Source organism: Roseateles sp. DAIF2, from assembly GCF_015624425.1.
GTDB lineage: Bacteria > Pseudomonadota > Gammaproteobacteria > Burkholderiales > Burkholderiaceae_C > Kinneretia.
The window spans coordinates 5,548,319-5,571,444 of record NZ_CP049919.1; the positions used below are offsets into that span (position 1 = coordinate 5,548,319).

Sequence of the window (23,126 nt, forward strand, 5' to 3'; positions counted from 1 at the left end):
ACGCGAGTCCTGTTGCGAACGATTCTAGCGAAGCACCTGTTGCGCGACGGGCTGGACAAACGCCGGCGGCTGGGGCAGACAACGCATCCCTCTTTGGGGCCGTTGTCAGCGCCGGCCGCGGGCCCGAGACTTGCGGCCCACGGAGGAAAGGCGCCCGCCAGAGGCGCTGCCCGTCATCACGACCAATCCCTGAGGGAGGTTCACCTTGCAAGAGCAGTCCACCTTCGGCCACAGCAGCCATGCGCCGGCCCGATTCTTCCGCATCGAATTCACCGGCTCCGGCAGCGAGTACTTCCGCATCTGGATCGTCAACCTGCTGCTGAGCCTGGTCACGCTGGGCCTGTACATTCCCTTCGCGAAGGCGCGGCGCCTGCGCTATTTCTACAGCAACACCCTGATCGACGGTCAGGCGCTGGCCTTCCACGGCAACCCCTGGCGCATGTTCCGCGGCTTCGTGCTGCTGGCCCTGCTGATGGCGGCCTATGCCCTGTCGGGCCAGTTCTCGCCACTGGCGGGCCTGGTCGCCTTCCTGATCCTGTGCGCGATCTGGCCGGCGCTGTGGCGCGCCAGCCTGCAGTTCCGGCTGGCCAACACCAGCTGGCGCGGCCTGCGCTTCGGCTTCCGCGGCGGCCTGGCCGGCGCCTATCGCGCCTTCCTGCCGACCTATCTGCCGGCGCTGGTGATCGTCGCGGTCGGCGCCTGGTGGCCCGAGGTGCTGCAGGACCGGACCGCAACCGAGCTGACCGGCCCGCATCTGGCCGTGCTCTCGGCCTCGCTGGCCCTGATGCTGCTGGGGCCCTGGACCCTGGCGCTGAGCAAGATCTACCAGCATGGCCATTACGCGCTGGCCAACCAGCACAGCCGCACCGATCTGGGTGTCGGCGCCTTCTACATCCTGATGCTGAAGTACCTGGGCTGGACCCTGGCCTACCTGCTGCTGGCGGGCGGCCTGCTGTTCATCCTGACCAAGCTGGCCGGGGCCTGGCTCCTGGTGCCGCTGGTCGTGCTGCTCTACCTCGGCCTGCTGGCCCTGGTCTGGCCCTATCTGACGGTGCGGCTGCAGAACCTGGTCTGGAACCGCACCCGCAGCGAGGACATGCGCTTCGAGAGCGGCCTGAGCCTGCGCTCCTTCGCCTGGCTGAGCCTGAAGAACTGGCTGCTGACCCTGATCACGCTGGGCCTGTACCGCCCCTTCGCCGCAATCAACAGCACGCGCCTGCGGCTGGAGGCGGTGCAGCTGCTGGTGCGCGGCGACCTGGACGCCTGGGTGGCCGAGCAGGCCCTGGCCCAGCCCGATGCCGCCGGCGACGCGGCCGGCGATTTCTTCGGCATCGACATGGGCCTGTGATCCCCGGCATGAGTTCCGATCCCGCGCCCGAGCGCCTGGCGCTGCAGTATTTCGACGGGCGCCATGCGCGCGCCCATGCGGCGCAGATCCGGCGCGACGGCGACCAGCTGGTGGTCGAGGCCGACGGGCAGCAGCACCGCTACCCGCTGAAGCAGGTGGCCTGGCCGGAGCGCCAGCGCCATGGCCAGCGCCTGGTGCAGCTGCCCGATGGCGGGGTGCTGAACTGCCCCGACGCCCCGGCCTGGGACGCCTGGGCGGCGCAGGCCGGGCTGCATGAGCCGGTCGCGGTGTCCTGGGCGCAGAGCTGGCGCCATGTGCTGTCGGCCCTGCTGCTGCTGGTCGGGCTGCTGTGGATGGGCTGGAAGATCGGCATCCCGCTGGCGGCCGAGGGCGCGCTGGCCCTGATCCCGGCCGAGGCCGAGGGCCAGATCGGCACCCAGGCGCTGGAAAGCATCGACCGCCTGCTGCTCAAGCCCAGCGCCCTGCCCGCGGCGCGGCGCAGCGAGATCGAGGCCGACTTCGCTCGCCTGGTGCGGGCCGGCCGCGTCCAGGGCCAGGTCTTGCCGGACTACCACCTGCATTTCCGCGCCGCCGGCCGCGAGCTGGGCCCGAACGCGCTGGCGCTGCCGGGCGGCCATATCGTGCTGACCGATGCGCTGGCCGAGCTGCTGGCCGACCAGCCGGACGCGCTGGTGGGCGTGCTGGCCCATGAGCTGGGCCATGTGCAGGGCCGCCATGGCCTGCGCATGGCGGTGCAGACCAGCCTGGTCGGCGCGCTGGCCGGCCTGGTGGTGGGCGACTTCTCGACGGTGCTGGCCGGCATCCCGACCCTGCTGGGCCAGCAGGCCTATTCGCGCGACTTCGAGCGCGAGGCCGATGCGGCCGCGCTGCGCCTGCTGCGCGCCGACGGCCGCCCGCCGCGCGCGATGCTGGTGTTCTTCGAGCGCATCGAGAAGCATCGCCACCGCGACGGGGAGAAAACCAGCTGGCCGACCGCGATCTCCAGCCATCCGGCGGACGAGGAGCGCATGCGCTTCTTCTCCGCCGGCGCCGACCCCGTCAGCGACTGAGGGTCCAGTCCACCTCGGTCGGGCGGCCCGGCAGGTTCAGCTGTGCGCGGGCCGGCGCGCAGCGGCTCAAGACCTGGCCCCCGCGCACCACCAGCAGGCGCTGGGCGCGCAGCCGGATCGCCTCGACCGGATCGCGCGCCTGCAGCAGCACGAAGTCGGCCCGCTTGCCGACCTCGAGCCCGTAGTCGGCCAGACCCAGGATGCGGGCGCTGTTGGCGGTCACCGCGTCGAAGCAGGCCTTCATGCCGGCCTGCGAGGTCATCTGCGCCACATGCAGGCCCATCGCCGCGACCTCCAGCATGTCGCCGCTGCCCAAGCTGTACCAGGGGTCCATCACGCAGTCATGGCCGAAGCCGACATTGACGCCGGCCGCCAGCAGCTCGGGCACGCGGGTCATGCCGCGGCGCTTGGGATAGCTGTCGTGACGGCCCTGCAGGGTGATGTTGATCAGCGGGTTCGCCACCGCATGCAGCCGCGCCTCTGCCATCAGCGGGATCAGCTTGGACACATAGTAGTTGTCCATCGAATGCATGGAGCTCAGGTGCGAGCCGGTGACGCGGCCCTGCAGCCCCAGGCGCTGGGTCTCGAACGCCAGGGTCTCGATATGGCGCGACAGCGGGTCGTCGCTCTCGTCGCAATGCATGTCCACCATCAGGCCGCGCTCGGCGGCCAGCTCGCACAGCAGCTTCACGCTGGCGGCGCCGTCCGCCATCGTGCGTTCGAAATGCGGGATGCCGCCGACCACGTCGACGCCCAGGTCCAGCGCACGCGTCAGGTTCGCCAACGCGCCCGGCGCGCGCAGCACGCCGTCCTGCGGGAAGGCCACCAGCTGCAGGTCCAGATAGGGCTTCACCCGCTCGCGCACATGCAGCAGGGCCTCGACCGCCAGCAGGCGCGGGTCGCAGACATCGACATGGCTGCGGATCGCCAGCAGGCCCTTGGCCACCGCCCAGTCGCAATAGGCCAGCGCGCGCTCGACCAAGGCCTCCTGGGTCAGCAGTGGCTTCAGCTCGCCCCACAGCGCGATGCCTTCCAGCAGGGTGCCGCTGGCATTGACACGCGGCAGGCCGTAGCTGAGCGTCGCGTCCATGTGGAAATGCGCGTCGACGAAGGGCGGGCTCAGCAGCCAGCCCTGGCCGTCGATGATCTCGACGCCAGCAGGCGCGGGAAGGCTTGGTCCGATGGCGGCAATGCGCGCGTCCTGCACCAGCAGGTCCTGGCCGCTACGGCCGTCGGGGAGGCGGAGATTGCGTATCAGCATGGCAGTGATCGAAGAAGAAGGGACGCTGGCGGATCGGAACGCGCCAGCCTACCATCGCGGTCACAACCCTCGCGACGGGAACCTGCCATGCCGGACTCCCTGCCCAGCTTCGCGCAGGTTTCCGAGCAGGCCGGCGCCCGCAGCTTCGACGAGGTCGATCGAGCGATGCTGCCCCCCCAGACCGTGGTCGAGACGCACCGCCATCCCTTCGCGCTGTGGGCCCGGGTCACCGAGGGCGAGATGTGGCTGGGCGTCGGCGCCTGAGCTCAGCCGCCCGCGGCCTTGTTGTTGCCCTCGCCCTTGCTGATCCACAGCTGCACCAGCGTCAGCCCGACCGCCAGCACCGGCGGGCCGATAAAGACGCCGATGAAACCGAAGGCCAAGATGCCGCCGAACACGCCCAGCACGATCAGGAGCAGCGGCAGGCTGCTGCTGCGGCTGATCAGATAGGGTTTGACGAAGTTGTCGATGCTGCTGATCGCCAACAGCCCCCACAGCAGCATGAAGATGGCCCAGCCGACCGAGCCCTGATAGAACAGCCAGACCGTCGCGCCACCCCAGACCAGGGGCGGGCCGATCGGCACCATCGACAGGAAGAAGGTCGCCGTGCCCAGCGCCAGCGCGCCCGGCACGCCGGCCACGAGAAAGCCCAGCAGGGCCACCAGGGCCTGGGCCAGGGCGGTGCCGAAGATGCCATGCACGACGCCGGTGACCGTGCTGTCGATGGTCGCCAGCAACTCGTCGCCCAGCGGGCCGGACAGCCGCGCCAGGATCTTGCGGATGGCCTGCACGGTGGCCTCGCCATCGCGATAGAAGAAGTAGCCAACAAAGGCGGCAAACACCAGCTGCAGCAGGCTGGCGCCCAGCGCCTTGCCGGTGCCGACGAGAAAGTTCTTGATCGGCTCGATCAAGCTTTTCAGCAGGGCCGTCAGCTCCTCGCGACTGGCCGCCAGGCGCTGCCAGTAGCTGTCCAGCGGCCCGCCGATCAGCGGGATGTCGCGCAGCCAGGCCGGTGGCAGCAGCGGGCCATGGTCCAGCAGGCCCTTGACCGCATCGACGCCGGCCGCCACATCGTCCACCAGGCTCAACGCCAGCACCGCGGTCGGGCCGATCACCAGCACCACCAGCAGCAGCACCATCAGCGCCGCCGCCCAGCCCGCGCGGCCGCCCAGGGCGCGGCGCACGCGTTGGTGGAGCGGCCAGCTCGACGAGCAGGCCACGGCCGCGAACAGGATGGCCGGGATGAAGGGCGTGAGGATCAGGTAGCAGCCGACCACGACGCTGACCACCGCGGCCAGCTGGGCATAGCGTTGCAGGTCGCGTCTCACCGGCGGTGCCGCGCCCGGGCGCCGGTCGAGCGGAGATCTTCTTCAGCTGTGGGCATCGTCCACGTACAGCTTCGTTCCATAGTAGTCATGAATGCCCTTGGCCCAGCTCGGGTCGGCCATATCGGGCCAGTGATTCTTGTCGAAACCCGGCGCCTCATCAAGGCGATCCTTCTCGACGTCCAGCACGAAGCGCTTGTTGTCGGTATCGAGCTTCAGCGCATTCCAGGGCACGGCGAAGAGCTTCTCGCCCAGGCCGAGGAACCCGCCGAAGGACAGCACCGCATAGCCGATCCGGCCGCTGCGCATGTCGAGCATGATCTCCTTGATATCGCCCAGATTTTCTGAATTCCGATTGCAGACTGCGTTGCCGACCAGGGTGTCGGCCCCCATCAGTTCGGGCCCCGGCCCCTGGCGCCGGCTGGGTCCGGATCCGCCGTTGCTCAGGCCCTTGTACATGCCGAACGTGTCGCGTTCCAAGTAGTTCATCGCTGTCTCCAGGCAAAGTGTGGGAGGGTGAATCGGGCCGCGTCTTGCAAGCAGCGCCGATGAAGCAAACTAAGGGCCCGCGGGCCGCGGGTCTGTCCGGCAACGCACCCGGCCGGCGGCGCTGCACAGCAGCGTGCGGCGTCGCACAGACGCCGCGCGCCGCCCCGACGACAAGAGAGCCAGTCAAGGCCAGCGGGCGCCCCGTACCGGGCCGCATGAAATGCTGCAGCATCCCCATCCTTCGCCAGCGGCGCGCCCGCAGCCCCCGCGGCGCTGCGGTTCGGCCTGCCGCGCGCTGCTGCTGTTGTGCCTGCCGGTGCTGCTGGGCCTGACCTGCTGCGCCAGCCTGCCGACCATCGTGCCCGACCTGGCCCGCCACAGCGGCGCGCCCGTGCAGCTGCAGGGTGCGCGCGGCCCGCTCACGGCGCCGCAGAGCCGGGCCATCCTCGACGGCCTGCGCGCCCGCGGCCAGGACACCGACATCTTCGCCCGCCATCTGGCGCTGGAGGAGGCCATCGTCGGCAGCCCGCTGACCACCGGCAACGCGGTGCAACTGCTGCAGGACGGCCCGGCCACCTACCGCGCCATGCTGGCCGCCATCGCGGCCGCGCGCGAGCACATCAATATGGAGACCTACATCCTCGACGACGACGAGGTCGGCCGGCACTTTGCCGCGGCCCTGATCGCCAAGCAGCGCGAGGGTGTGCAGGTCAACCTGCTGCGCGACAGTGCCGGCACCATCGGCACGCCCGCCGCCTTCTTCCAGCAGCTCAGCGATGCCGGCGTGCGGGTGCTGGAGTTCAACCCGCTCAATCCGTTGGCGGCGCGGCGGGGCTGGGAGCTCAACCAGCGAGACCACCGCAAGCTGCTGGTCGTCGACGGCCGCGTCGCCTTCCTGGGCGGCATCAATATCAGCAGCGTCTATTCCGGCGGCTCCTTCGGCAAGAAGCCGCGGCCGCAGGCCCGGGCGGACAGCGCGCCCACCTGGCGCGACACCGATCTGCAGCTGCGCGGCCCGGCGGTGACCGAGCTGCAGAAGCTCTTCCTGGCCAATTGGGCGGCGCAGCAGGGCGAGCCGCTGCGGGACCGCGACTACCTGCCCACGCCACAGAGCGCCGGCCGCCAGGTGGTGCGCATCATCGGCAGCTCGCCCGAGGAGGCCTTCAGCCTGATCTACGCCACCCTGCTCTCCGCCATCGGCAGCGCCGAGACCACGGTGCACCTGACCAACGCCTACTTCGTGCCGGACCCGCAGCTGCTGGCCGCGCTGGAGGCCGCGGCCGCGCGCGGCGTCGACGTGCGGCTGATCCTGCCGGGACAGAGCGATTCATGGCTGGTCTTCCACGCCGGGCGCGGCTACTACGAGCGCCTGCTGCGCGCCGGCGTGAAGATCTTCGAGCGGCGCGGCGCCATCCTGCATTCCAAGACCGCACTGATCGACGGCGTCTGGGCCACCGTCGGCTCCACCAATCTCGACTGGCGCAGCTTCCTGCACAACCACGAGCTGAACGCCGTCATGCTGGGCACCGAGTTCGGCCTGCAGCTGCAGGCCATGTTCACCCGGGACGAGGCCGCGTCCGAGGCGATCACGCTGACGCAATGGCAGCGGCGCTCGCCGGCCTTGCGCCTGAAGGAGTGGTTTGCGCGGCTCTGGGCCTACTGGCTTTGAGCGAGCCGGGCTCAAGGCGCTGCCGTCGTGAAGGGCGGTGACGGCGTCTGCGCAGCGGCATGCCCGAGCCGTTCGTACTCGGCGATCACCTGGGCGCCGAACAGCAGCAGGCTGGCCCCCAGCTCCAGGCTCAGCAGCACGGCGATGGCCGTGGTCATGGAGCCGTAGACGGCGCCGATCTGCGAGAGCGTGCCGAAGTACCAGACCAGCAGTTGGCGCGACAGCTCCCACAGCAGGGCCGCGGCCAGGGCGCCGAACAGGGCGTGTTGCAGCGAGGGCCGGCCCACCGGCATCACCAGATAGACCGAGGTCAGCACGAACACCTCCCCGGCAAAGCCCAGCAGGTAGAGCAGCGCGCCCGAGATGCCGCCCAGCGACCAGCTGTGCCACAGGAATTCGACCCGCTGCTGGCCCAGCGCCTGCAGGCTGCCCGCCACCAGGGTGACCAGCAGCAGCCCGATGCCCAGGCTGAGGATGTAGACATAGGGAATCACGGCCGAGACCAGGAAGTGGCGCCGCCGTATCGCCACGCGGTGGTGGAAGATCACCGACAGCGCGTTCTCCAGCACCGTGAAGGCCAGCGAGCTGAAGAACAGCATGCTGGCCAGCAGCACCCAACCCAGCACATCGCGATGCGCCAGGAAGCGGGCCAGCTCGCCGACGATGGCCGCCGACTGCCCGGGCACCAGCAGCTCCAGATAGCGGCCCACGGTGCGCAGCAGCTCGCCCTGATCGACCAGGTGCGAGAGCGCGATCACCGTCAGTATCAGCAGGGGCACGACGGAGAGCAGCGCGTAATAGGCCACCGCGCCGGCCAGCAGCAGGCCCTGGTTGGCGCGGAAGGCCTTCAGTACATCGAGCAGGAAGCGGCCCGGATGGCGCAGCAACTGGGCGGCGCGCGGGTCGACGAGGGCTCGCGGTCGATTCGTCGCCATCGCGCCGACACTCAGCGCCCGCGATCGATGCCGCGCCCCGGTGTCTGATCATCCTCCGGCGCCGGGTCGATCGGCCCCTCATCGGGGTCGACGGGCATGGGCCGGGGCTCCTCATCATCACCGGGCGCCTTGATCGGCGGGCGATGCTCATGCAGGGTCTCGGGGGACGAGGTCGGGTAGATGAAGGACATGGCGGACTCCGGCTGGCCTTTGCTATTGCATCGTGCCGGGAACACCGTGGGGTGGGCGTCGGACAACGGCGGCTGTTCGTGTCAGGCCATGCTCACAACATGCCGATGGCTGGCGGCACGGGGCGGTCAAAAACTGAGGGCGGCGGCGAAGGGTGGCGGTTCACGACCCAGTGCGGTCGTAGCCTTTGCGGGATTGGGCCTCTGCATGCAGTCGTTCGACGTGCGAGCAAAGCCATGGGCCAAAATCGTTCTTACCTTTCTGAAACTCTTCCCTCGACCACATGCGGAGCTTTCTCGAGTACACGTTGTCCAGCGCTGCAGTCTCGACCGTCCTGGTTGCGGTTCTGGCATGGCTTGCACGAACCATCATCTACGAGCGACTGAAAGCCGGCGTGCAGCACGAGTTCAACGAGAAGCTGGAGACCATCCGAGCGGAAGCGAAGCAACGCGAGACGCTATTGCAGGCCGAACTCAAGGCTCAGGACACCCGACTGCAGGCCGAACTGCGTAACAGGGACCAGCAGCTCCAGTTGCTACAGAGCGGCGTTCTGTCCGCTAGAGCATCTCGTCAGGCCGCGTTGGACGCAAGGCGCCTAGATGCCATCGATGCGCTATGGGCTTCGTTCCATGGCCTAGCGCCTCTTCGAATGGCCGCGAGATTCATGGAGACAATCAAGTACGACGCAGCACTAACGCATGCGGCTACCGACCCGAACACCCGGGCGTTCTTTACTGATCTTTCGAGGCTGGCGGGTGTGACCACGGAGAAGCTTCAGGCCAGGGCAGAAGAATCACCCTGGAAAGCTCGCCTTTATGTAAGCGAGCAAGCGTGGAAGTTGTTTGAGGCGTACCAAGGTGTCCTGCACGTTCTCTTGCTCCGATTGAAGCAACTCGAAACTGGCATAGACAAAGACTTCACAAAGATCGAAAAGTCGATTGCCGAGGTTAAAGGTGCGTTGCCGCACTACACCAAGTTCCTGGATCAGCATGGCGCCGACGTGCTCCCACTGCTGATTGAGGACCTTGGCGCGGCGTTTGAGCGCGAGCTGTTGGGCATGCTGAACAACGAACCTCGCGGTGCCCGAGACGTTGACGAGGTGGGCATTCTGATGGCCGCGGCCGAGAAGTTCATTGCCTCCAATCAGAAGACTGTTTCGGCGACCGGTCAGGGTCAAAGCACAGAGACGAACCGACAGCCCTGAGGTTGTGGAGCGTTGCGAGATCTGTCGAGGCAGCGTAGCTACCCAATAGCCGTCTCTCGCGACAGCCCGTTCGTGGCCGACAAGAGACGACCCTGAACGGCCACCATCGACAGGCTGCTCTTCGGAACCTGTACTTGACGTCACGAGCGCAATCGGGTGGTGCCGGAGTTCCCCCTGCCGAGCGGCTTGACGCTGAAGAACCGCAGAGACTATCGCGTGAACCTGAAGACCGGCAGGGTCAAGGCGCTAAAGGCCACGGGCAAGATCTTCGCTTGGGGGGAGCGTCCTCCTTCAGAACGAAGCCTGAGGCCCTTCGAGCAGGCAGGCCGGAGCTGGCTTGTTCACGCTTGCGCTGGCGGTCGTGGCCCCAGTCCTAGCCCAGGCCCTGCTGCCGTCTTTTCGAGCCGCAATTCGAGCAATCTCCTGTGCTCATTGTTGGTGCCATAGACATAGACGCTGGCCTGCTCAACCATCCCTCGGTTCATCTCCCTGATGAGCGTTGGTTCGCCTTTTTCCCGAAGCCGCGCGCCCGTCTCATGCGAGTTAAACGCGAAGAATCCGAGGTCCGGTGCAACCGGCACGAACAGCAGGAAGCGGTCTGCGATGGCGCCGAACAAGGTGAGTGGTCGGTCGCCGATGACGAATCGCTGCGGCCCCTTCGTCAGCCGCCTTGTAATCCACTGCGCCTCGAAGATTTTCTTGTTCAAGAAGCTGGTCTGAATGATGTTCGGCAGGGCCACATTGCCGAAGTCCGTCAGCACCTCGGGGGCGTGTTTTTCTATGTATTTGCGCAGCGTCGGCTCTGGCTCCGCCCCCCGCTGGTCGAGATAGTCGTCAGGCGACACGTCGAACTGCTCGCCAAGTGCGTTGATGCCTTTGGCTCGCACGTATGCGATAGCGCCAGGGCCTCGCATGACGAGCGACACCAAAAACCTGGTCCAGATGTACTGCTCTCTCTCAGTGAGATTGGCCATCCCATTGGCAACGATTGCTTTGTGGACCAAGGATGCGGGTTCGTCCACATGCTTCGTCATGAACTCCTGCTCAAGGCGCTGGTTCGGCTCAGGCAGGTCCCTGCGGATGGCGTAAAGGTGGCGTTCCTTTGCCACCGATTTGGCCTTGTATCGGTGCTCAGAAATTTGGCCTCGAAGCCAGCGCATTGCCGAAAGCTTTTCGTCGGCCCCACCCTCCCAGCCGCGCAGCAGGAATTTGGGAATGTAGTGGTGCTCGGCCTGAGTCGACATCCGCAAATCGTAGCCGCTGGCTACACGAGAAAACCATCGAAGGCATTTCTCAATGCCCCCGTTTGCCAACGAACACTGAGCCGCCCTTCGCCGACGCAGGTCGAACGTCCGCAACAGCCTGGAGGCGCCAAAGCAGCAGATACAGCGCGCGACGCCGGCCTGTTTGGTCTGTTCCAATTGGAACGACACGAAGCAGCCGGTCGCCAGTGGCCGGTCATGGCCGCGAGCTGCCCGAAGCAGCCCCCTGCCGCCCCAGTGCGAAGCTGCTGCTCAAGTCCTCGCGACAACGCATCGGCCGCCGGTCGCCGCGGGCCCTGTACCAGCCTCAGCGCTCCCCCTTGCGATAGGGCTTCATCAGCGCCTGCGGATAGGCCGCCTTGCGGGCCACCAGCACCAGGGCGACGATCGACAGCAGATAGGGCAGCATCAGATAGACCTGGTAGGGCAGCAGGCCGCCCGCGCCCCCGCTGCTCTGCTGCAGGCGCAGCTGCAGCGCGTCGAAGAAGGCGAACAGCAGCGCGCCCAGGAGCGCCTTGCCGGGCCGCCAGGACGCGAACACGACCAGCGCGACGCAGACCCAGCCGCGGCCGTTGACCATGTTGAAGTAGAAGGCGTTGAAGGCCGCCAGGGTCAGGAAGGCGCCGGCCACGCCCATTAGGGCCGAGCCGGCCATGATGGCGCCGATGCGCAGGCGCGCGACCGACAGGCCCTGCCCCTCGGCCGCGGCCGGGTTCTCGCCGACCATGCGCACCGCCAGACCCAGCGGCGTGCGGTTCAGCCCCCAGGCCAGCAGCGGCACCAGCAGCAGGGCCAAGAGGGTCAGCGGCGTCTGCGCATTCAGCACCGGGATCGGCAGCCAGTGTTCCATCGTCGCGAAGGGCTGGATCGTCGGCGGGCTCTCCACCTTGGGGAAGCTGACCCGGTAGGCATAGCTGGCGAGACTCGTCGCCAGCAGGGTGATGCCCAGCCCGGACACATGCTGGGACAGGCTCAGCGAGACGGTCAGCCAGCCATGCAGCAGGCCCAAGAGCGCGCCCACCAGCGCCGCCACCGCGACGCCCGTCCACAGCCCGCCGCCCTGGTAGACCGTCAGCCAGCCGGCGAAGGCACCGGCCACCATGATGCCCTCGATGCCCAGGTTCAGCACGCCGGCGCGCTCGCACAGCAGCACGCCCAGGGTGCCGAGGATCAACGGCGTCGCGATGCGCAGCACCGCGATCCAGAAGGCGCTGCCCGACAGCAGGTCCAGGATCTCAGCGCCCATCGCGACGCTCCCTCCAGCGGATCCGGTAGTTGATCAGCAGGCTGCTGACCAGCATCGCGATCAGCGCGGTCGCGACGATTACATCGGCGATATAGGTCGGCACGCCCACCGCGCGGCTCATGCTGTCGGCCCCGACCAGGAGGCCGGCGACGAACACCGCCGCGGCCACGACGCCGAGCGGATGCAGGCCGGCCAGCATCGCGATCACGATGCCGCTGTAGCCATAGCCGGGGCTCATGTCCAGGGTGACATAGCCGGTGCGGCCCGCCACCTCGATCGCGCCGGCCAGCCCGGCCAGCGCGCCCGACAGCAGGGCCACCTTGACCGTGACCCAGGCGATCGGCATGCCGGCAAAGGCCGCGGCCGTCGGGCCGGCGCCGACCGCGCGGATCTCGAAACCGGTCGTGCCATGCTTGAGCAGGCCCCATAGCAGCAGCGCCGCCACGATGGCCCAGAGCAGCCCGCTGTGCACGCGGCTGCGCGCTATCAGCTTGTCCAGCTGCAGCGCCTCCTGCAGACCCACGCTCTGCGGCCAGCCCATCGCCAGCGGGTCCTTCATCGGCCCGTCCAGCATCCAGGACACGAACAGCAGCACGAAGAAGTTCAGGAGCAGGGTCGTCACCACCTCATCGACGCCCAGCCGGCTCTTCAGCAGCGCCGGCCCGAGCAGCAGCAGGGCGCCGGCCAGCGCGGCGGCGGCCATCATCAGCGGGAACAGCAGCCAGGGCGACAGCTCGTAACCCGTGCCACCGTGCAGGCCGCCCACCGCCACCGCGGCCAGCGCGCCGATATAGAGCTGGCCCTCGGCGCCAATATTGAAGAGCCGCGCGCGAAAGGCCACCGCCGCGGCCAGGCCGGTCAGGATCAGCGGCGTCGCGCGGGTCAGGGTCTCGCTCCAGGCGAAGCGCGAGCCGAAGCCGCCCTCCAGCAGCAGCGCATAGGCCTTGCCGATCGGCGCGCCGGCCCAGGCCACCAGCAACGAGCCGATCAGCAGGGTCGCCAGCAGCGCCAGCAGCGGCGCCGCGAGCCGCCAGGCCGGCGAGGGGCTGGCGCGTTTCTCAAGCCGCATGGGTCTGCCGCTCCTCGTTGCCCGCCATCGCCAGACCGATGCCGGCCAGGGTCCAGTCGGCGCGCGGCCGCGCCGCGCTCAGATGACCGTCATGCATCACCGCGATGCGATCAGCGATCGTGAAGATCTCGTCCAGATCCTCGGAGATCAGCAGCACCGCGGCGCCGGCCGCGCAGGCGTCCAGCAGCTGCTGGTGCACATAGGCGACCGCGCCGATATCCAGGCCCCAGGTGGGCTGGTTGGCGACGATCAGCTTCGGCGGCCGGCCGGCGGCGGGGTCGCCGCTCAGCGCGCGGCCGAGGATCAGCTTCTGCATATTGCCGCCCGACAGGCTGCGGGTGACGGTGTCCAGGCCCCGGTCCTCCAGGCCGCGCACATCGAAGCGGCGCACGATGTCCTGCGCATGCGCGCGCGCCCGGCCGCGCCGGATCAGCTGGCTACAAAACCGCGCGAAGCCGCGGCTGCGGTATTGCTCCAGCAGCGCGTTCTCCCACAGCGCCAGGTCGCCGACCACGCCGACCGCATGGCGGTCCTCCGGGATGCGCGCGACGCCGGCGGCCAGCCAGGCCCGCGGCCGCGGGGCCAGGTCTTGCCCCAGCACCCGCAGCTCGCCACCGTCGAGCCCATGCAGGCCCTGCAGCAGCTCGGCCAGCGCCTGCTGGCCATTGCCGGCCACGCCGGCCACCGCCAGCACCTCGCCGGCGCGCAGCTCCAGGTCCACGCCGCGCAGGCCCGGCTTGCCGACCAGGCGCGCACCGCGCAGCGTGCAGACCGGCTCGCCGGGCGCCGCGGCGGCGCTGCTGCGCCGCGGCGGCTGCACCGCGCGGCCGACCATCGCTTCGGCCAGATCGGCCTTCGACAAGCCGGCTTCGTTCGGCAACTCGGCCACCAGCTTGCCGGCGCGCAGCACCGCAATGCGGTCAGAAACCGCCAGCACCTCGTCCAGCTTGTGGCTGATGAAGATGATGGACAGGCCCTCGGCGACCAGCGCCTTCAGCGAGCCGAACAGCGCCTCGCTCTCCTGCGGCGTCAGCACCGCGGTGGGTTCGTCCAGGATCAGGATGCGGGCGCCGCGCACCAGGGCCTTCAGGATCTCGACGCGCTGGCGCTCGCCGACCGACAGGTCCGCGATCAGCGCCTCCGGATCGACCTGCAGGCCGAAGCGCTGCGCCGTCTCCAGCAGGCGCTGGCGCAGCGCGCGCCGGCGCGAGAAGGGCCGCCACAGCGGCTCCAGGCCCAGCATCACGTTGTCCAGCACCGAGAGGCGCTCGGCCAGCGTGAAATGCTGGTGCACCATGCCGATGCCGGCGGCGAGCGCCGCCTTGGGCTGGCCCGGCGGCAGCGGCCGGCCGAACACCTCGATCTCGCCCACGTCGGCAACGTAATGGCCGAACAGGATCGAGACCAGGGTGCTCTTGCCCGCGCCGTTCTCGCCCAGCAGGGCCAGCACCTGGCCGCGCGCCAGGCTCAGCGAGATCGCGTCATTCGCCTGCAGGGCGCCGAAGCGCTTGCTGATGCCGCGCAGCCGCAGCGCCGCCGCCATCGTCACTTGCTCGTGGACTTGGGCTGGCCGTCGTCGACCTTGACCGTGAAGCTGCCGTCCAGGATGGCTTTTTCCTTGGCCCTGACCTTGGCGACGATGTCGGCCGGCACCTTCTTTTCGAAGGTGCCCAGGGCGCTGAGGGAGCTGCCCTTGTGCTTCATCATCGAGAAGGGGCCGTAGTCCTCGGCCTTGAAGGCATTGCCCTTCACCGCCTTGATCGCGGCGTCGATGCTGGGCTCCATATGCCATAGCGCCGAGGCGACCACGGTGTCGGGGTACTGGGCCTGGGTGTCGATCACATTGCCGATCGCCAGCACCTTGCGCTCCTTGGCCGCGTCGCTGACGCCGAAGCGCTCCGCGTACATCACGTCGGCGCCCTTGTCGATCATCGCGAAGGCGGCCTCCTTGGCCTTGGGCGGATCGAACCAGCTGTTGATGAAGCTGACGGTGAACTCGGCCTTGGGGTTGATCTCCTTGGCGCCGGCCATGAAGGCGTTCATCAGGCGGTTCACCTCGGGGATCGGGAAGCCGCCGACCAGGCCGATCTTGCCGCTCTTGCTGACGCCGCCGGCGATCATGCCGGTGAGAAACGCCGGCTCCTGGATGTAGTTGTCGAACACCGCGAAGTTGGGCGCGGCCGGCTTGCCGCTGCTGCCCATCAGGAAGGCGGTCTTCGGATAGTCCCTGGCCACCTTGCGCGCCGCGGCCTCGACCGCGAAGGCCTCGCCGACCAACAGGCCGTAGCCGCGCTCGGCGTACTGGCGCATCACGCGCTCGTAGTCGGCATTGCTGACGTTCTCGGAGAAGGCATATTCGATCTCGCCGCGCGCCTCGGCCGCCTTCAGCGCCTTGTTGATGCGGCTGACCCATTGCTGCTCGACCGGCACCGTGTAGATACCGGCCACCTTCAGCTTGGCCTGCGCGGCGGCCGGCAGGGCCAGCGCGGCGAGGCCGGCGGCGACGAGGCCGAGCGTGAGGCGGCGCAGGGCCGAAGAGGGGGACGACGGGGCGGCGGCGACAGGCATGGGAGGGCTCCTTGGCTGGGACGGGGCGGGACTCTAGCCGGGGCGGCGCCGGCGCCCCCGTCGGGGGTGCGCAGGACGCCCGAAGGCAGCTCCGATTTAAGCAAGAGCCGGGCCGGATAAAATCCCAGGGTTTGCCCCAAGCCAGTGCGGCGCCCGATCCGCACCCCAGCACCATGAACCTCACCGCCTTCTCCAGCATCAGTGCCCTGTCGCCCCTGGACGGCCGCTACGCCTCGCGCGTGGCCGCCTTGCGTCCGCTGCTCTCCGAGTTCGGACTGATGCACCGCCGCGTGCAGGTCGAGGTCGAATGGTTCATCGCGCTGTCGGACGCCGGCTTCGTCGAGTTCAAGCCGCTGTCGGAGGCCGCGCGCGGCCTGCTGCGCGGCATCGTCGCGCGCTTCTCCGAGGCCGACGCCCAGGCGATCAAGGACATCGAGAAGACCACCAATCACGACGTCAAGGCGGTCGAGTACTGGCTGAAGTCGCGCTTCGAAACCAACGCCGAGCTGAAGGCCGCCGGCGAGTTCGTGCATTTCGCCTGCACCAGCGAGGACATCAACAACACCAGCCATGGCCTGATGCTGAAGGCCGCTCGCGCCGAGGTGCTGCTGCCCACCGTCGACCGCATCATCGCCAAGCTGGGCGAGATGGCGCATGCGCTGGCCGCCACGCCGATGCTCAGCCGCACCCATGGCCAGACCGCCAGCCCGACCACCGTCGGCAAGGAGATCGCCAACGTCGTCGCGCGTCTGCGCACCGCCCGCGAGCGCATCGCCGATGTGAAACTGCTGGCCAAGATGAACGGCGCCGTGGGCAACTATAACGCCCACCTGTCCGCCTGGCCCGAGCATGACTGGGAGGGCTTCAGCCAGCGCGTGATCGAGGACCAGCTGGGCCTGGCCTTCAACCCCTACACGATCCAGATCGAGCCGCACGACTATATGGCCGAGCTGTTCGACGCGGTGACCCGCACCAACACCATCCTGATCGACTGGTCGCGCGATGTCTGGGGCTATATCTCGGTGGGCTACTTCAAGCAGCGCACCAAGGCCGGCGAGATCGGCAGCTCGACGATGCCGCACAAGGTCAACCCGATCGACTTCGAGAACGCCGAGGGCAACTTCGGCCTGGCCAACGCGCTGCTGACCCATCTGAGCCAGAAGCTGCCGATCAGCCGCTGGCAGCGCGACCTGACCGACTCGACCGTGCTGCGCAATATGGGCGTGGCGCTGGGCTATGCGGTGCTGGGCTACGACTCGCTGCTGAAGGGCCTGGACAAGCTGGAGGTCAACGAGGCCGCGCTGGCCGCCGACCTGGACAGCGCCTGGGAGGTGCTGGCCGAGCCGATCCAGACCGTGATGCGCCGCTACGCCCTGCCCAACCCCTACGAGCGCCTGAAGGAACTGACCCGCGGCAAGACCATCGACCGCGCGGCGATCCAGGCCTTCATCAACACCCTGGAACTGCCCGAGGCCGAGAAGCAGCGCCTGCTGGCTTTGACGCCCGGCAACTACACGGGCAAGGCCGAGGAATTGGCACGCAAGATCTGAGCGCCTTTCTACTGCGCCGCCGCCATGCGTCGTTGGCCGGATGCTCGGGATCCTCACGTACTTCCAGTACGTTCCGGTCCCTGTGCTCCGGCCGCCTAGCCTGACGACGGCTCGCGACGAAAGGCTCTCGGCTCCGGGTCAAGTCACCCAGAAACTCAGGCCAGGTCCTGCCAGGCCAGCGCCGCGATGCGCCAGCCGCGCGCGGTCCGGACGAACTGCAGGGTCTTGATGCCTTCGCCCTCGACGGGCCGGCCGTCCAGCCGGCCGCTCTTGCGGTAGCGCAGCCAGCGCTGCGCGATGGCGCCCTCGATGCGGGTCTGGCTCTCGGTCTCCCATTCGGCGAAGTCCTGCAGCCGGCCGCCGAACAGCAGCTCGGCGCGCGGCTCCAGGAAGCCGCGCACATCGCTGACGACCGGCGGCGCGCCGTCGCCGGCCGCGGCGCTGATGACGGCGCCGGGCAGCATCCAGTAAGGCAAGGCCGCCAGCGCGGGCAGGCCGCCGTCACGGTTGCCGAAGGCGGCCAGCAGGCGTGCGCTCAGGCGGTCCAGCTGGGCCGCGTCATCGTCGCCTGGTGCGGCCGCTGGCGCCGCCGCCCATTCGAACAGCCGCGAGCCGCCCTCGTAGGCCGGGAACTGGCGCAGCCCCAAGTCGGTGAAGCCGCAGTCGCGCAGCACCCGCATCGAGGTCTCGTTGTGCGGCGCCGTCGTCGCCAGCAGGCGCTCCAGGCCCAGCGCCTCGCGGGCGTAGATCAGGCAGGCCCTGGCGGCCTCGCGCGCATAGCCCTGGCCCCTGAAGCGCGCCGGAAAGCCGTAGCCCAGGTCCGGATGCTCCAGGAAATCGCGCTTGAACAGACCGCACAGGCCCAGCAGCTCGCCGTCCTCGCGCCGCTCCACCGCCCAGAAGCCATGGCCGTGGCGCCAGTAGGCCGGGAACAGGCGCTGCTCCATCCAGGCCAGGGCCTGCGCCTCGTCGCGCACGCCGGGGTCGGAGACATTGGCCTTCCAGGACGGCTCGTTGAGCAGCCCCAGCATGAAGGCCGCATCCTCCGGCCGGAACCAGCGCAGCCGCAGCCGCTCGGTCGTCAACACTTGCATCCGCATCCCCTCCCGCGAGCCGGGTTCAAAAGCGGGACAATACGACACCTCCACCCGCCCCGCCGCCGCACGGCCTTCGCCCATGACTTCCTTCATCCAGCAACTCCAGCAGGCCGAACAGACGAACGACTCGATGCTGTGCGTGGGGCTGGATCCGGAACCGGCCAAGTTCCCCGGCGCCTGGAAGGGCGATGCTGAGCGCATCTACGACTTCTGCTCGGCAATAGTCGACGCCACCAAGGACCTGGTCAGCGCCTTCAAGCCGCAGATCGCCTATTTCGCCGCGCACCGCGCCGAGGACCAGCTGGAGCGCCTGATGGCGCATATCAAGCGCGTCGCGCCCGGCGTGCCGGTGATCCTGGACGCCAAGCGCGGCGACATCGGCTCCACCGCCGAGCAGTACGCGAAGGAGGCCTTCGAGCGCTACCAGGCCGACGCGGTGACCGTCTCGCCCTTCATGGGCTTCGATTCGATCGAGCCGTATCTGCGCTACGGCGACAAGGGCGTGATCCTGCTGTGCCGCACCTCCAATGCCGGCGGCAACGACTGGCAGATGCAGCGCCTGGCCGATGTGCCGGGCCAGCCGCGCCTGTTCGAGCACCTGGCCCATCTGGCACACAGCGCGTGGAACAAGAACGGCCAGCTGGGCCTGGTGGTCGGCGCTACCTACCCTCAGGAGATCGCCCGCGTGCGCGAGCTGGCCCCGACCCTGCCGCTGCTGATCCCGGGCGTCGGCGCCCAGGGCGGCGATGCGGACGCCACGGTCAAGGCCGGCCGGCGCGCCGGCGGCCCCATCATCGTCAACAGCTCGCGCGCGGTGCTCTATGCCGGCGCCCAGCTGGACGACTTCGCCGCGGCCGCCCGCCGCGCGGCCCAGGCCACCCGCGAGCAGCTGAATCGCGCCAAGGCCTGAGAACTATTGCTCACTCGGCCGCCCCGGCTGCGAACTATCCCGGCTTTGCGGGGCTGACCGGATGTTCAGGGCGCCCCGTTCTGGCGGAGACTCCGACCCTTTGAGGCAAGGGCGCGCGCCGGCAGCAGCACAGTGAGCAAGGACATCCCGGACGATTTGAGCAGCCTGGTCGGCGTGGATTCCGACCAGGGCGGCCCGCAGGCCAAGCTGGAGCTGCGCGTGCAGCGCCATTCGCAGCGCCTGTTCCTGGGCGCCTGCGCGCTGCTATGCGCCCTGGTCGGCGCGCTGCAATGGTTCGGCCGCAGCCCGCGCGAACCCTTCGACGGCCTGCTGCCGCCGCTGCTGGCCTGGGGCATCGCGCTGCTGGGCGCGGTCAGCGTCTGGCGCCCGCCGCGCCGCCATGCGGCGGCCTTCTCGCTGCTGGTGATGAGCCTGGTGCTGGCGCTGCCGGTGGTGCTGGCGCTGTCGCGCCAGCTCGGCCTGGCCAGCATCTCGCTGGGCATCATGGGCCTGATGGTGGTGCTGGCCACCACCCTGCAGGGGCTGCGCGGCGGCCTGCTCATCTTCGGCCTGGCGCTGCTGGGCATCGGCGGCCTGACCTGGGCCGAACTGGGCGGCTGGGGCCCGGGGTCGCAATCGGTCAGCAGCCTGGGCGCGCGGCTATGGACCCATCTGGTGCTGCTCAGCGCGGCGCTGATCATCGGCCTGGGCTGCATGCGCATGCTGCGCCGCTCGCTGCAGGAGGCGGGCGAGCGCAATGCGCGCTTCCGCCACCTGCTGTCGATGGCGGCCGACTGGTACTGGGAGATGGACCGCGAGTTCCGCTTCACCCATCTGGCCGAGGACCGCAGCGGCAGCTCCGGCGTCGAATTGAGCAGCCGGCTCGGCAAGACGCCCTGGGAGATCGAGGGCATGATGGGCCTGACCGACGAGGACATGGACGCGCACCGCGCCGACCTCGAATCGCACCGCGCCTTTCACGGCCTGGTGGCGCGCCGCCGCGGCGCCGACGGCGAGACCCGCTTCGTCTCGATCAGCGGCGAGCCACGCTTCGATGCGCAGGGCAGCTTCCGCGGCTACTGGGGCGTGGGCCGCGACGTCACGCATGAGGTGCAGGCCGAGCAGGCGGTGGCCGCCACCGAGACGCGCTACCGCGAGCTGTTCCGCCGCTCGCCCAGCCCGCTGGTGCTGCACCGCTGGGGCCGGGTGCTGGACGCCAACCCCGCCGCGATGGCGATGTTCGGCTACACCCAGCGCAGCAGCATGATCGGCCAGGACCTGTTCTCGCATTACGAGCCGGGCGACGACGAGCGCGCGCGCCAGCGCAGCGCCAAGATCGAGGCGATGCCGATCGGCGGCATGCTGCCGATGGCCGAGTTCAAGCTGCGCACCCTGTCGCGCCGACGTCGCCTGGTGCAGGCCACCAGCGTGCGGGTCGAGGCCGCCAGTGGCGCGGCCACGCTCTCCTTCTTCATCGACCAGACCGAGGCCTCGCGCGCCCAGGATGCGCTGCGCCGCAGCGAGGGCCTGCTGTCGCATCTGGTGGCGACCAGCCCCGACGTGATCACCCTGACCGAGATGAGCTCGGGCCGTTACGCGATGGTCAACAAGACCTTCGAGACCCTGTCGGGCTATAGCGCCGAGGAGGTGCTGGGCCGCACCTCGGACGATCTGGGCATCTGGCAGAACCAGGGCGAGCGGGAGCGCGTGGTGCGCGGCGTGCGCGAGCATGGCCGGGTCAGCGAGCTGCCGGCCAACTTCGTCACCAAGAATGGCGAGGTGATCTCGATGGTGCTGTCGGCCGCGCCCTTCAATATGGATGGCCAGGCCTATCTGGTCGTCAACGCGCGCGACGTCACCGAGAGCGAGCGCACCCGCCTCGTGCATGCGGCGATCCTGCAGAACGCCTCGATCGGCATCACCCTGACCCGCGACCAGCATTTCGTGCAGGCCAACCCGCTGATCGAGGAGATGTTCGGCTGGCCGCCGGGCGGCCTGATCGGCCAGCATGGCAGCGTGGTCTGGCCCGGCCCCGAGGCCTATGCCGCGGTCGGCGAGGAGCTGGGCCCGCGCCTGGCCGCCGGCGAGCAGGTCGAGATCGAGCGCCCGATGCGCCGCCGCGACGGCAGCACCTTCCTGTGCCGCCTGCTGGCCAAGGCGGTGGACCCGCAGCATTCCAGCCGCGGCGGCACGATCTGGATCATGGAGGACGTGACCGAGAAGCGCCGCGTCGAGGCCGCGCTGGCCCAGGCCAAGGACGAGGCCCAGGCCGCGAACCGCGCCAAGAGCGCCTTCCTGGCCAACACCAGCCACGAGATCCGCACGCCGCTGAACGGCCTCTTGGGCCTGGCGCGCATGGTGCAGCAGCCCGACCTGGACGAGCCGACGCGGCGCGAATACCTGGACCAGATGCTGGACAGCGCCGAGAGCCTGTCGGGCCTGATCTCCGACATCCTGGACCTCTCCAAGATCGAGGCCGGCCGCCTGACCCTGGAGTCCCTGCCCTTCGCGCTGCGCGAGATGCTGGGCACGATGCGCCTGGCCTACCTGACCCTGGCGCAGGCACGCGGCCTGGCCTTCCAGATCGAGGTGGCCGAGGACGTGCCGGCCTGGGTGGTCGGCGACCCGATCCGCACCCGCCAGATCCTCAGCAACTACCTGACCAATGCGCTGAAGTTCACCGAGGCCGGCTCGGTCGCGGTGCGCGTGCTGCGCCTGGACGACGAGCGCCTGCGCATCGAGGTCAGCGACACCGGCCCCGGCATCGCGCCGGCGCTGCACGAGCGCCTGTTCCAGCCCTTCACCCAGGCCGACGAGTCGACCACCCGGCGCTACGGCGGCACCGGCCTGGGCCTGTCGATCTGCCGCGAGCTGGCCACCCTGATGGGCGGCCGGGTCGGCGTGGACAGCGTGCCGGGCCAGGGCTCGACCTTCTGGGCCGAGCTGCCGCTGCCCGGCGCGCCGACGCCGATCAGCACCACCCTGCGCGAGGCGCGCGACAACCAGGACCTGCAGGGCCTGCGCGTGCTGATGGTGGAGGACAACCCGGTCAACATGATGATCGCGGTGGCGCTGCTGGAGCAATGGGGGCTGGAGGTCTCGCAGGCCAGCGACGGCAGCCAGGCGGTCGAGGCGATCCACGCCCAGGCCAGCATGGGCAAGCCCTTCGACGCGGTGCTGATGGACGTGCAGATGCCGGTGATGAGCGGCCACGAGGCGACCCGCCAGGTGCGCCGCCGCTTCGGCGCGGCCGAGCTGCCGATCGTCGCGCTGACCGCCGCCGCCCTGCTGTCCGAACGCGATGAGGCCCTGTCCGCCGGCATGAACGAGTTCCTGACCAAGCCGATCGACGCGCAGCGCCTGCGCGCGACCCTGGTCAGGCTGATCGGGCATAAGGACAACGACAAGCGCAGGACTTGAGAGCGGGCGCCGCCAGGACTGGCAGCGCTGCTGCGACCTAGGGGCGGGGCAGGATGCCACCCTGAACGTAGTCGTTCAAGCGCGAGCAGGCCTTGTCCTGCTCGGTCCGGGTGGTGTAGGACTGCAGCTCCTGGCTTGCCTTCGTCCATTCCGCGCAAGCCTGAGCCAGCTTGAGACCGATCTGGTCATTGCGGCGGGCCTGCTGCGCGGCTGCCTGCCGCGCCTCGGCGCCCCTCTGGCCACGAGCCTGCGCCTCCGCAGCCGCCTGCTGGGCCTGCCGGCTTTCATGCTTCAGCTTGGCCTGGGTCGCGGCGAGAGTCTGCTCGAGCCGGTACTCGGCGACGCGCACCGTGATCCAGTTCGACAGCAGATTGCCGCCGGTCACGCCCAGCAGGATCACGACGAAGAGCTTGAGATAGACGCCGTTGGATTTCGGGTTTTCGAAGGGCATGGGGCTCGGCTGGGATGTCGCCAATGGATGCCACACAGTCTCGCTCAAGTCATGCCGCTCAAG

The 23,126-nt window shown here is 69.0% G+C and carries 20 protein-coding genes; 8 read left to right on the forward strand and 12 right to left on the reverse strand.

Annotated elements, in window-relative coordinates; genetic code table 11:
* Positions 1-205 precede the first annotated feature (205 nt).
* Both G8A07_RS25605 and G8A07_RS25610 read left to right on the forward strand, forming a co-directional pair.
* Positions 206-1,348, forward strand: coding sequence for a YjgN family protein (locus tag G8A07_RS25605; RefSeq protein WP_195794727.1), 1,143 nt, complete (start codon positions 206-208; stop codon positions 1,346-1,348).
* An 8-nt stretch (positions 1,349-1,356) separates the two neighbouring features.
* Positions 1,357-2,418, forward strand: a complete 1,062-nt coding sequence (locus G8A07_RS25610; protein ID WP_195794728.1) for a M48 family metallopeptidase — start codon at positions 1,357-1,359, stop codon at positions 2,416-2,418.
* Here the strand turns inward: G8A07_RS25610 and G8A07_RS25615 are convergent.
* Positions 2,408-3,679 (reverse strand): amidohydrolase family protein, encoded by a 1,272-nt coding sequence (locus tag G8A07_RS25615; RefSeq protein WP_371816395.1) that lies wholly within the window; start codon positions 3,677-3,679, stop codon positions 2,408-2,410. The genes G8A07_RS25610 and G8A07_RS25615 overlap by 11 nt on opposite strands.
* Before the next feature lie 87 nt (positions 3,680-3,766).
* Here G8A07_RS25615 and G8A07_RS25620 point away from each other — a divergent pair, with 87 nt between their 5' ends.
* The gene (locus tag G8A07_RS25620; RefSeq protein ID WP_195794729.1) at positions 3,767-3,943 is read left to right on the forward strand and encodes a hypothetical protein; all 177 of its coding nucleotides are present in this window, start codon (positions 3,767-3,769) and stop codon (positions 3,941-3,943) included.
* Positions 3,944-3,945: 2 nt separating this feature from the next.
* On the opposite strand, the gene G8A07_RS25625 is transcribed toward G8A07_RS25620, so the two are convergent.
* Entirely contained in the window at positions 3,946-5,007 is a 1,062-nt protein-coding gene (locus G8A07_RS25625) for an AI-2E family transporter (RefSeq protein ID WP_195794730.1), read from the reverse strand.
* A 42-nt stretch (positions 5,008-5,049) separates the two neighbouring features.
* Positions 5,050-5,493, reverse strand: a complete 444-nt coding sequence (locus G8A07_RS25630; RefSeq protein ID WP_195794731.1) for a PRC-barrel domain-containing protein — start codon at positions 5,491-5,493, stop codon at positions 5,050-5,052.
* Positions 5,494-5,713: 220 nt separating this feature from the next.
* Here G8A07_RS25630 and cls point away from each other — a divergent pair, with 220 nt between their 5' ends.
* A complete protein-coding gene (gene cls, locus G8A07_RS25635) occupies positions 5,714-7,162 on the forward strand; it encodes a cardiolipin synthase (protein WP_195794732.1) in 1,449 nt (482 codons plus the stop codon).
* An 11-nt stretch (positions 7,163-7,173) separates the two neighbouring features.
* Here cls and G8A07_RS25640 read toward each other — a convergent pair whose 3' ends face one another.
* Positions 7,174-8,097 (reverse strand): YihY/virulence factor BrkB family protein, encoded by a 924-nt coding sequence (locus G8A07_RS25640; RefSeq protein WP_195794733.1) that lies wholly within the window; start codon positions 8,095-8,097, stop codon positions 7,174-7,176.
* An 11-nt stretch (positions 8,098-8,108) separates the two neighbouring features.
* The gene (locus tag G8A07_RS25645; protein ID WP_195794734.1) at positions 8,109-8,288 is read right to left on the reverse strand and encodes a hypothetical protein; all 180 of its coding nucleotides are present in this window, start codon (positions 8,286-8,288) and stop codon (positions 8,109-8,111) included.
* A gap of 305 nt (positions 8,289-8,593) precedes the next feature.
* Between G8A07_RS25645 and G8A07_RS25650 the strand changes: the two genes are divergently transcribed.
* Positions 8,594-9,490 carry a hypothetical protein gene (locus tag G8A07_RS25650; protein ID WP_195794735.1) on the forward strand — a complete coding sequence of 299 codons (897 nt, stop codon included), beginning with the start codon at positions 8,594-8,596 and terminating at the stop codon, positions 9,488-9,490.
* Positions 9,491-9,831: 341 nt separating this feature from the next.
* Here G8A07_RS25650 and G8A07_RS25655 read toward each other — a convergent pair whose 3' ends face one another.
* The 5 genes from G8A07_RS25655 to G8A07_RS25675 form a co-directional block, all read right to left on the reverse strand.
* Positions 9,832-10,734, reverse strand: coding sequence for a DUF4238 domain-containing protein (locus G8A07_RS25655; protein WP_195794736.1), 903 nt, complete (start codon positions 10,732-10,734; stop codon positions 9,832-9,834).
* Between the two features lie 325 nt (positions 10,735-11,059).
* Positions 11,060-11,998, reverse strand: coding sequence for an ABC transporter permease (locus G8A07_RS25660; RefSeq protein WP_195794737.1), 939 nt, complete (start codon positions 11,996-11,998; stop codon positions 11,060-11,062).
* Positions 11,988-13,067, reverse strand: coding sequence for an ABC transporter permease (locus G8A07_RS25665; protein ID WP_195794738.1), 1,080 nt, complete (start codon positions 13,065-13,067; stop codon positions 11,988-11,990). Before G8A07_RS25665 ends, G8A07_RS25660 begins: the two co-directional genes overlap by 11 nt.
* Entirely contained in the window at positions 13,057-14,610 is a 1,554-nt protein-coding gene (locus G8A07_RS25670) for an ABC transporter ATP-binding protein (RefSeq protein ID WP_195794739.1), read from the reverse strand. The genes G8A07_RS25665 and G8A07_RS25670 overlap by 11 nt, the downstream gene beginning before the upstream one ends.
* Before the next feature lie 2 nt (positions 14,611-14,612).
* Positions 14,613-15,635 (reverse strand): BMP family protein, encoded by a 1,023-nt coding sequence (locus G8A07_RS25675; RefSeq protein ID WP_195794740.1) that lies wholly within the window; start codon positions 15,633-15,635, stop codon positions 14,613-14,615.
* Positions 15,636-15,808: 173 nt separating this feature from the next.
* On the opposite strand from G8A07_RS25675, the gene purB reads away from it, so the two are divergent.
* Positions 15,809-17,185, forward strand: a complete 1,377-nt coding sequence (purB, locus tag G8A07_RS25680) for an adenylosuccinate lyase (protein WP_195794741.1) — start codon at positions 15,809-15,811, stop codon at positions 17,183-17,185.
* A 155-nt stretch (positions 17,186-17,340) separates the two neighbouring features.
* Here the strand turns inward: purB and G8A07_RS25685 are convergent, their stop codons facing one another.
* Positions 17,341-18,279 carry a GNAT family N-acetyltransferase gene (locus G8A07_RS25685; RefSeq protein ID WP_195794742.1) on the reverse strand — a complete coding sequence of 313 codons (939 nt, stop codon included), beginning with the start codon at positions 18,277-18,279 and terminating at the stop codon, positions 17,341-17,343.
* Positions 18,280-18,361: 82 nt separating this feature from the next.
* On the opposite strand from G8A07_RS25685, the gene pyrF reads away from it, so the two are divergent.
* Both pyrF and G8A07_RS25695 read left to right on the forward strand, forming a co-directional pair.
* Positions 18,362-19,192 (forward strand): orotidine-5'-phosphate decarboxylase, encoded by an 831-nt coding sequence (gene pyrF / locus G8A07_RS25690; RefSeq protein WP_195794743.1) that lies wholly within the window; start codon positions 18,362-18,364, stop codon positions 19,190-19,192.
* Between the two features lie 132 nt (positions 19,193-19,324).
* Complete coding sequence (locus G8A07_RS25695; protein WP_195794744.1) at positions 19,325-22,612, forward strand: PAS domain S-box protein; 3,288 nt, start codon at positions 19,325-19,327, stop codon at positions 22,610-22,612.
* A 37-nt stretch (positions 22,613-22,649) separates the two neighbouring features.
* Here G8A07_RS25695 and G8A07_RS25700 read toward each other — a convergent pair whose 3' ends face one another.
* Complete coding sequence (locus tag G8A07_RS25700; protein WP_195794745.1) at positions 22,650-23,063, reverse strand: hypothetical protein; 414 nt, start codon at positions 23,061-23,063, stop codon at positions 22,650-22,652.
* Positions 23,064-23,126: the final 63 nt, after the last annotated feature.

Coding starts and splice junctions, on each gene's coding strand:
- purB (WP_195794741.1), top strand. CDS start 15,809: ATGAACCTCACCGCCTTCTCCAGCATCAGTGCCCTGTCGCCCCTGGAC.
- G8A07_RS25675 (WP_195794740.1), bottom strand. CDS start 15,635: ATGCCTGTCGCCGCCGCCCCGTCGTCCCCCTCTTCGGCCCTGCGCCGC.
- G8A07_RS25645 (WP_195794734.1), bottom strand. CDS start 8,288: ATGTCCTTCATCTACCCGACCTCGTCCCCCGAGACCCTGCATGAGCAT.
- G8A07_RS25670 (WP_195794739.1), bottom strand. CDS start 14,610: ATGGCGGCGGCGCTGCGGCTGCGCGGCATCAGCAAGCGCTTCGGCGCC.
- G8A07_RS25610 (WP_195794728.1), top strand. CDS start 1,357: ATGAGTTCCGATCCCGCGCCCGAGCGCCTGGCGCTGCAGTATTTCGAC.
- G8A07_RS25665 (WP_195794738.1), bottom strand. CDS start 13,067: ATGCGGCTTGAGAAACGCGCCAGCCCCTCGCCGGCCTGGCGGCTCGCG.
- pyrF (WP_195794743.1), top strand. CDS start 18,362: ATGACTTCCTTCATCCAGCAACTCCAGCAGGCCGAACAGACGAACGAC.
- G8A07_RS25630 (WP_195794731.1), bottom strand. CDS start 5,493: ATGAACTACTTGGAACGCGACACGTTCGGCATGTACAAGGGCCTGAGC.
- G8A07_RS25655 (WP_195794736.1), bottom strand. CDS start 10,734: ATGTCGACTCAGGCCGAGCACCACTACATTCCCAAATTCCTGCTGCGC.
- G8A07_RS25660 (WP_195794737.1), bottom strand. CDS start 11,998: ATGGGCGCTGAGATCCTGGACCTGCTGTCGGGCAGCGCCTTCTGGATC.
- cls (WP_195794732.1), top strand. CDS start 5,714: ATGCTGCAGCATCCCCATCCTTCGCCAGCGGCGCGCCCGCAGCCCCCG.
- G8A07_RS25640 (WP_195794733.1), bottom strand. CDS start 8,097: ATGGCGACGAATCGACCGCGAGCCCTCGTCGACCCGCGCGCCGCCCAG.
- G8A07_RS25685 (WP_195794742.1), bottom strand. CDS start 18,279: ATGCAAGTGTTGACGACCGAGCGGCTGCGGCTGCGCTGGTTCCGGCCG.
- G8A07_RS25620 (WP_195794729.1), top strand. CDS start 3,767: ATGCCGGACTCCCTGCCCAGCTTCGCGCAGGTTTCCGAGCAGGCCGGC.
- G8A07_RS25700 (WP_195794745.1), bottom strand. CDS start 23,063: ATGCCCTTCGAAAACCCGAAATCCAACGGCGTCTATCTCAAGCTCTTC.
- G8A07_RS25615 (WP_371816395.1), bottom strand. CDS start 3,679: ATGCTGATACGCAATCTCCGCCTCCCCGACGGCCGTAGCGGCCAGGAC.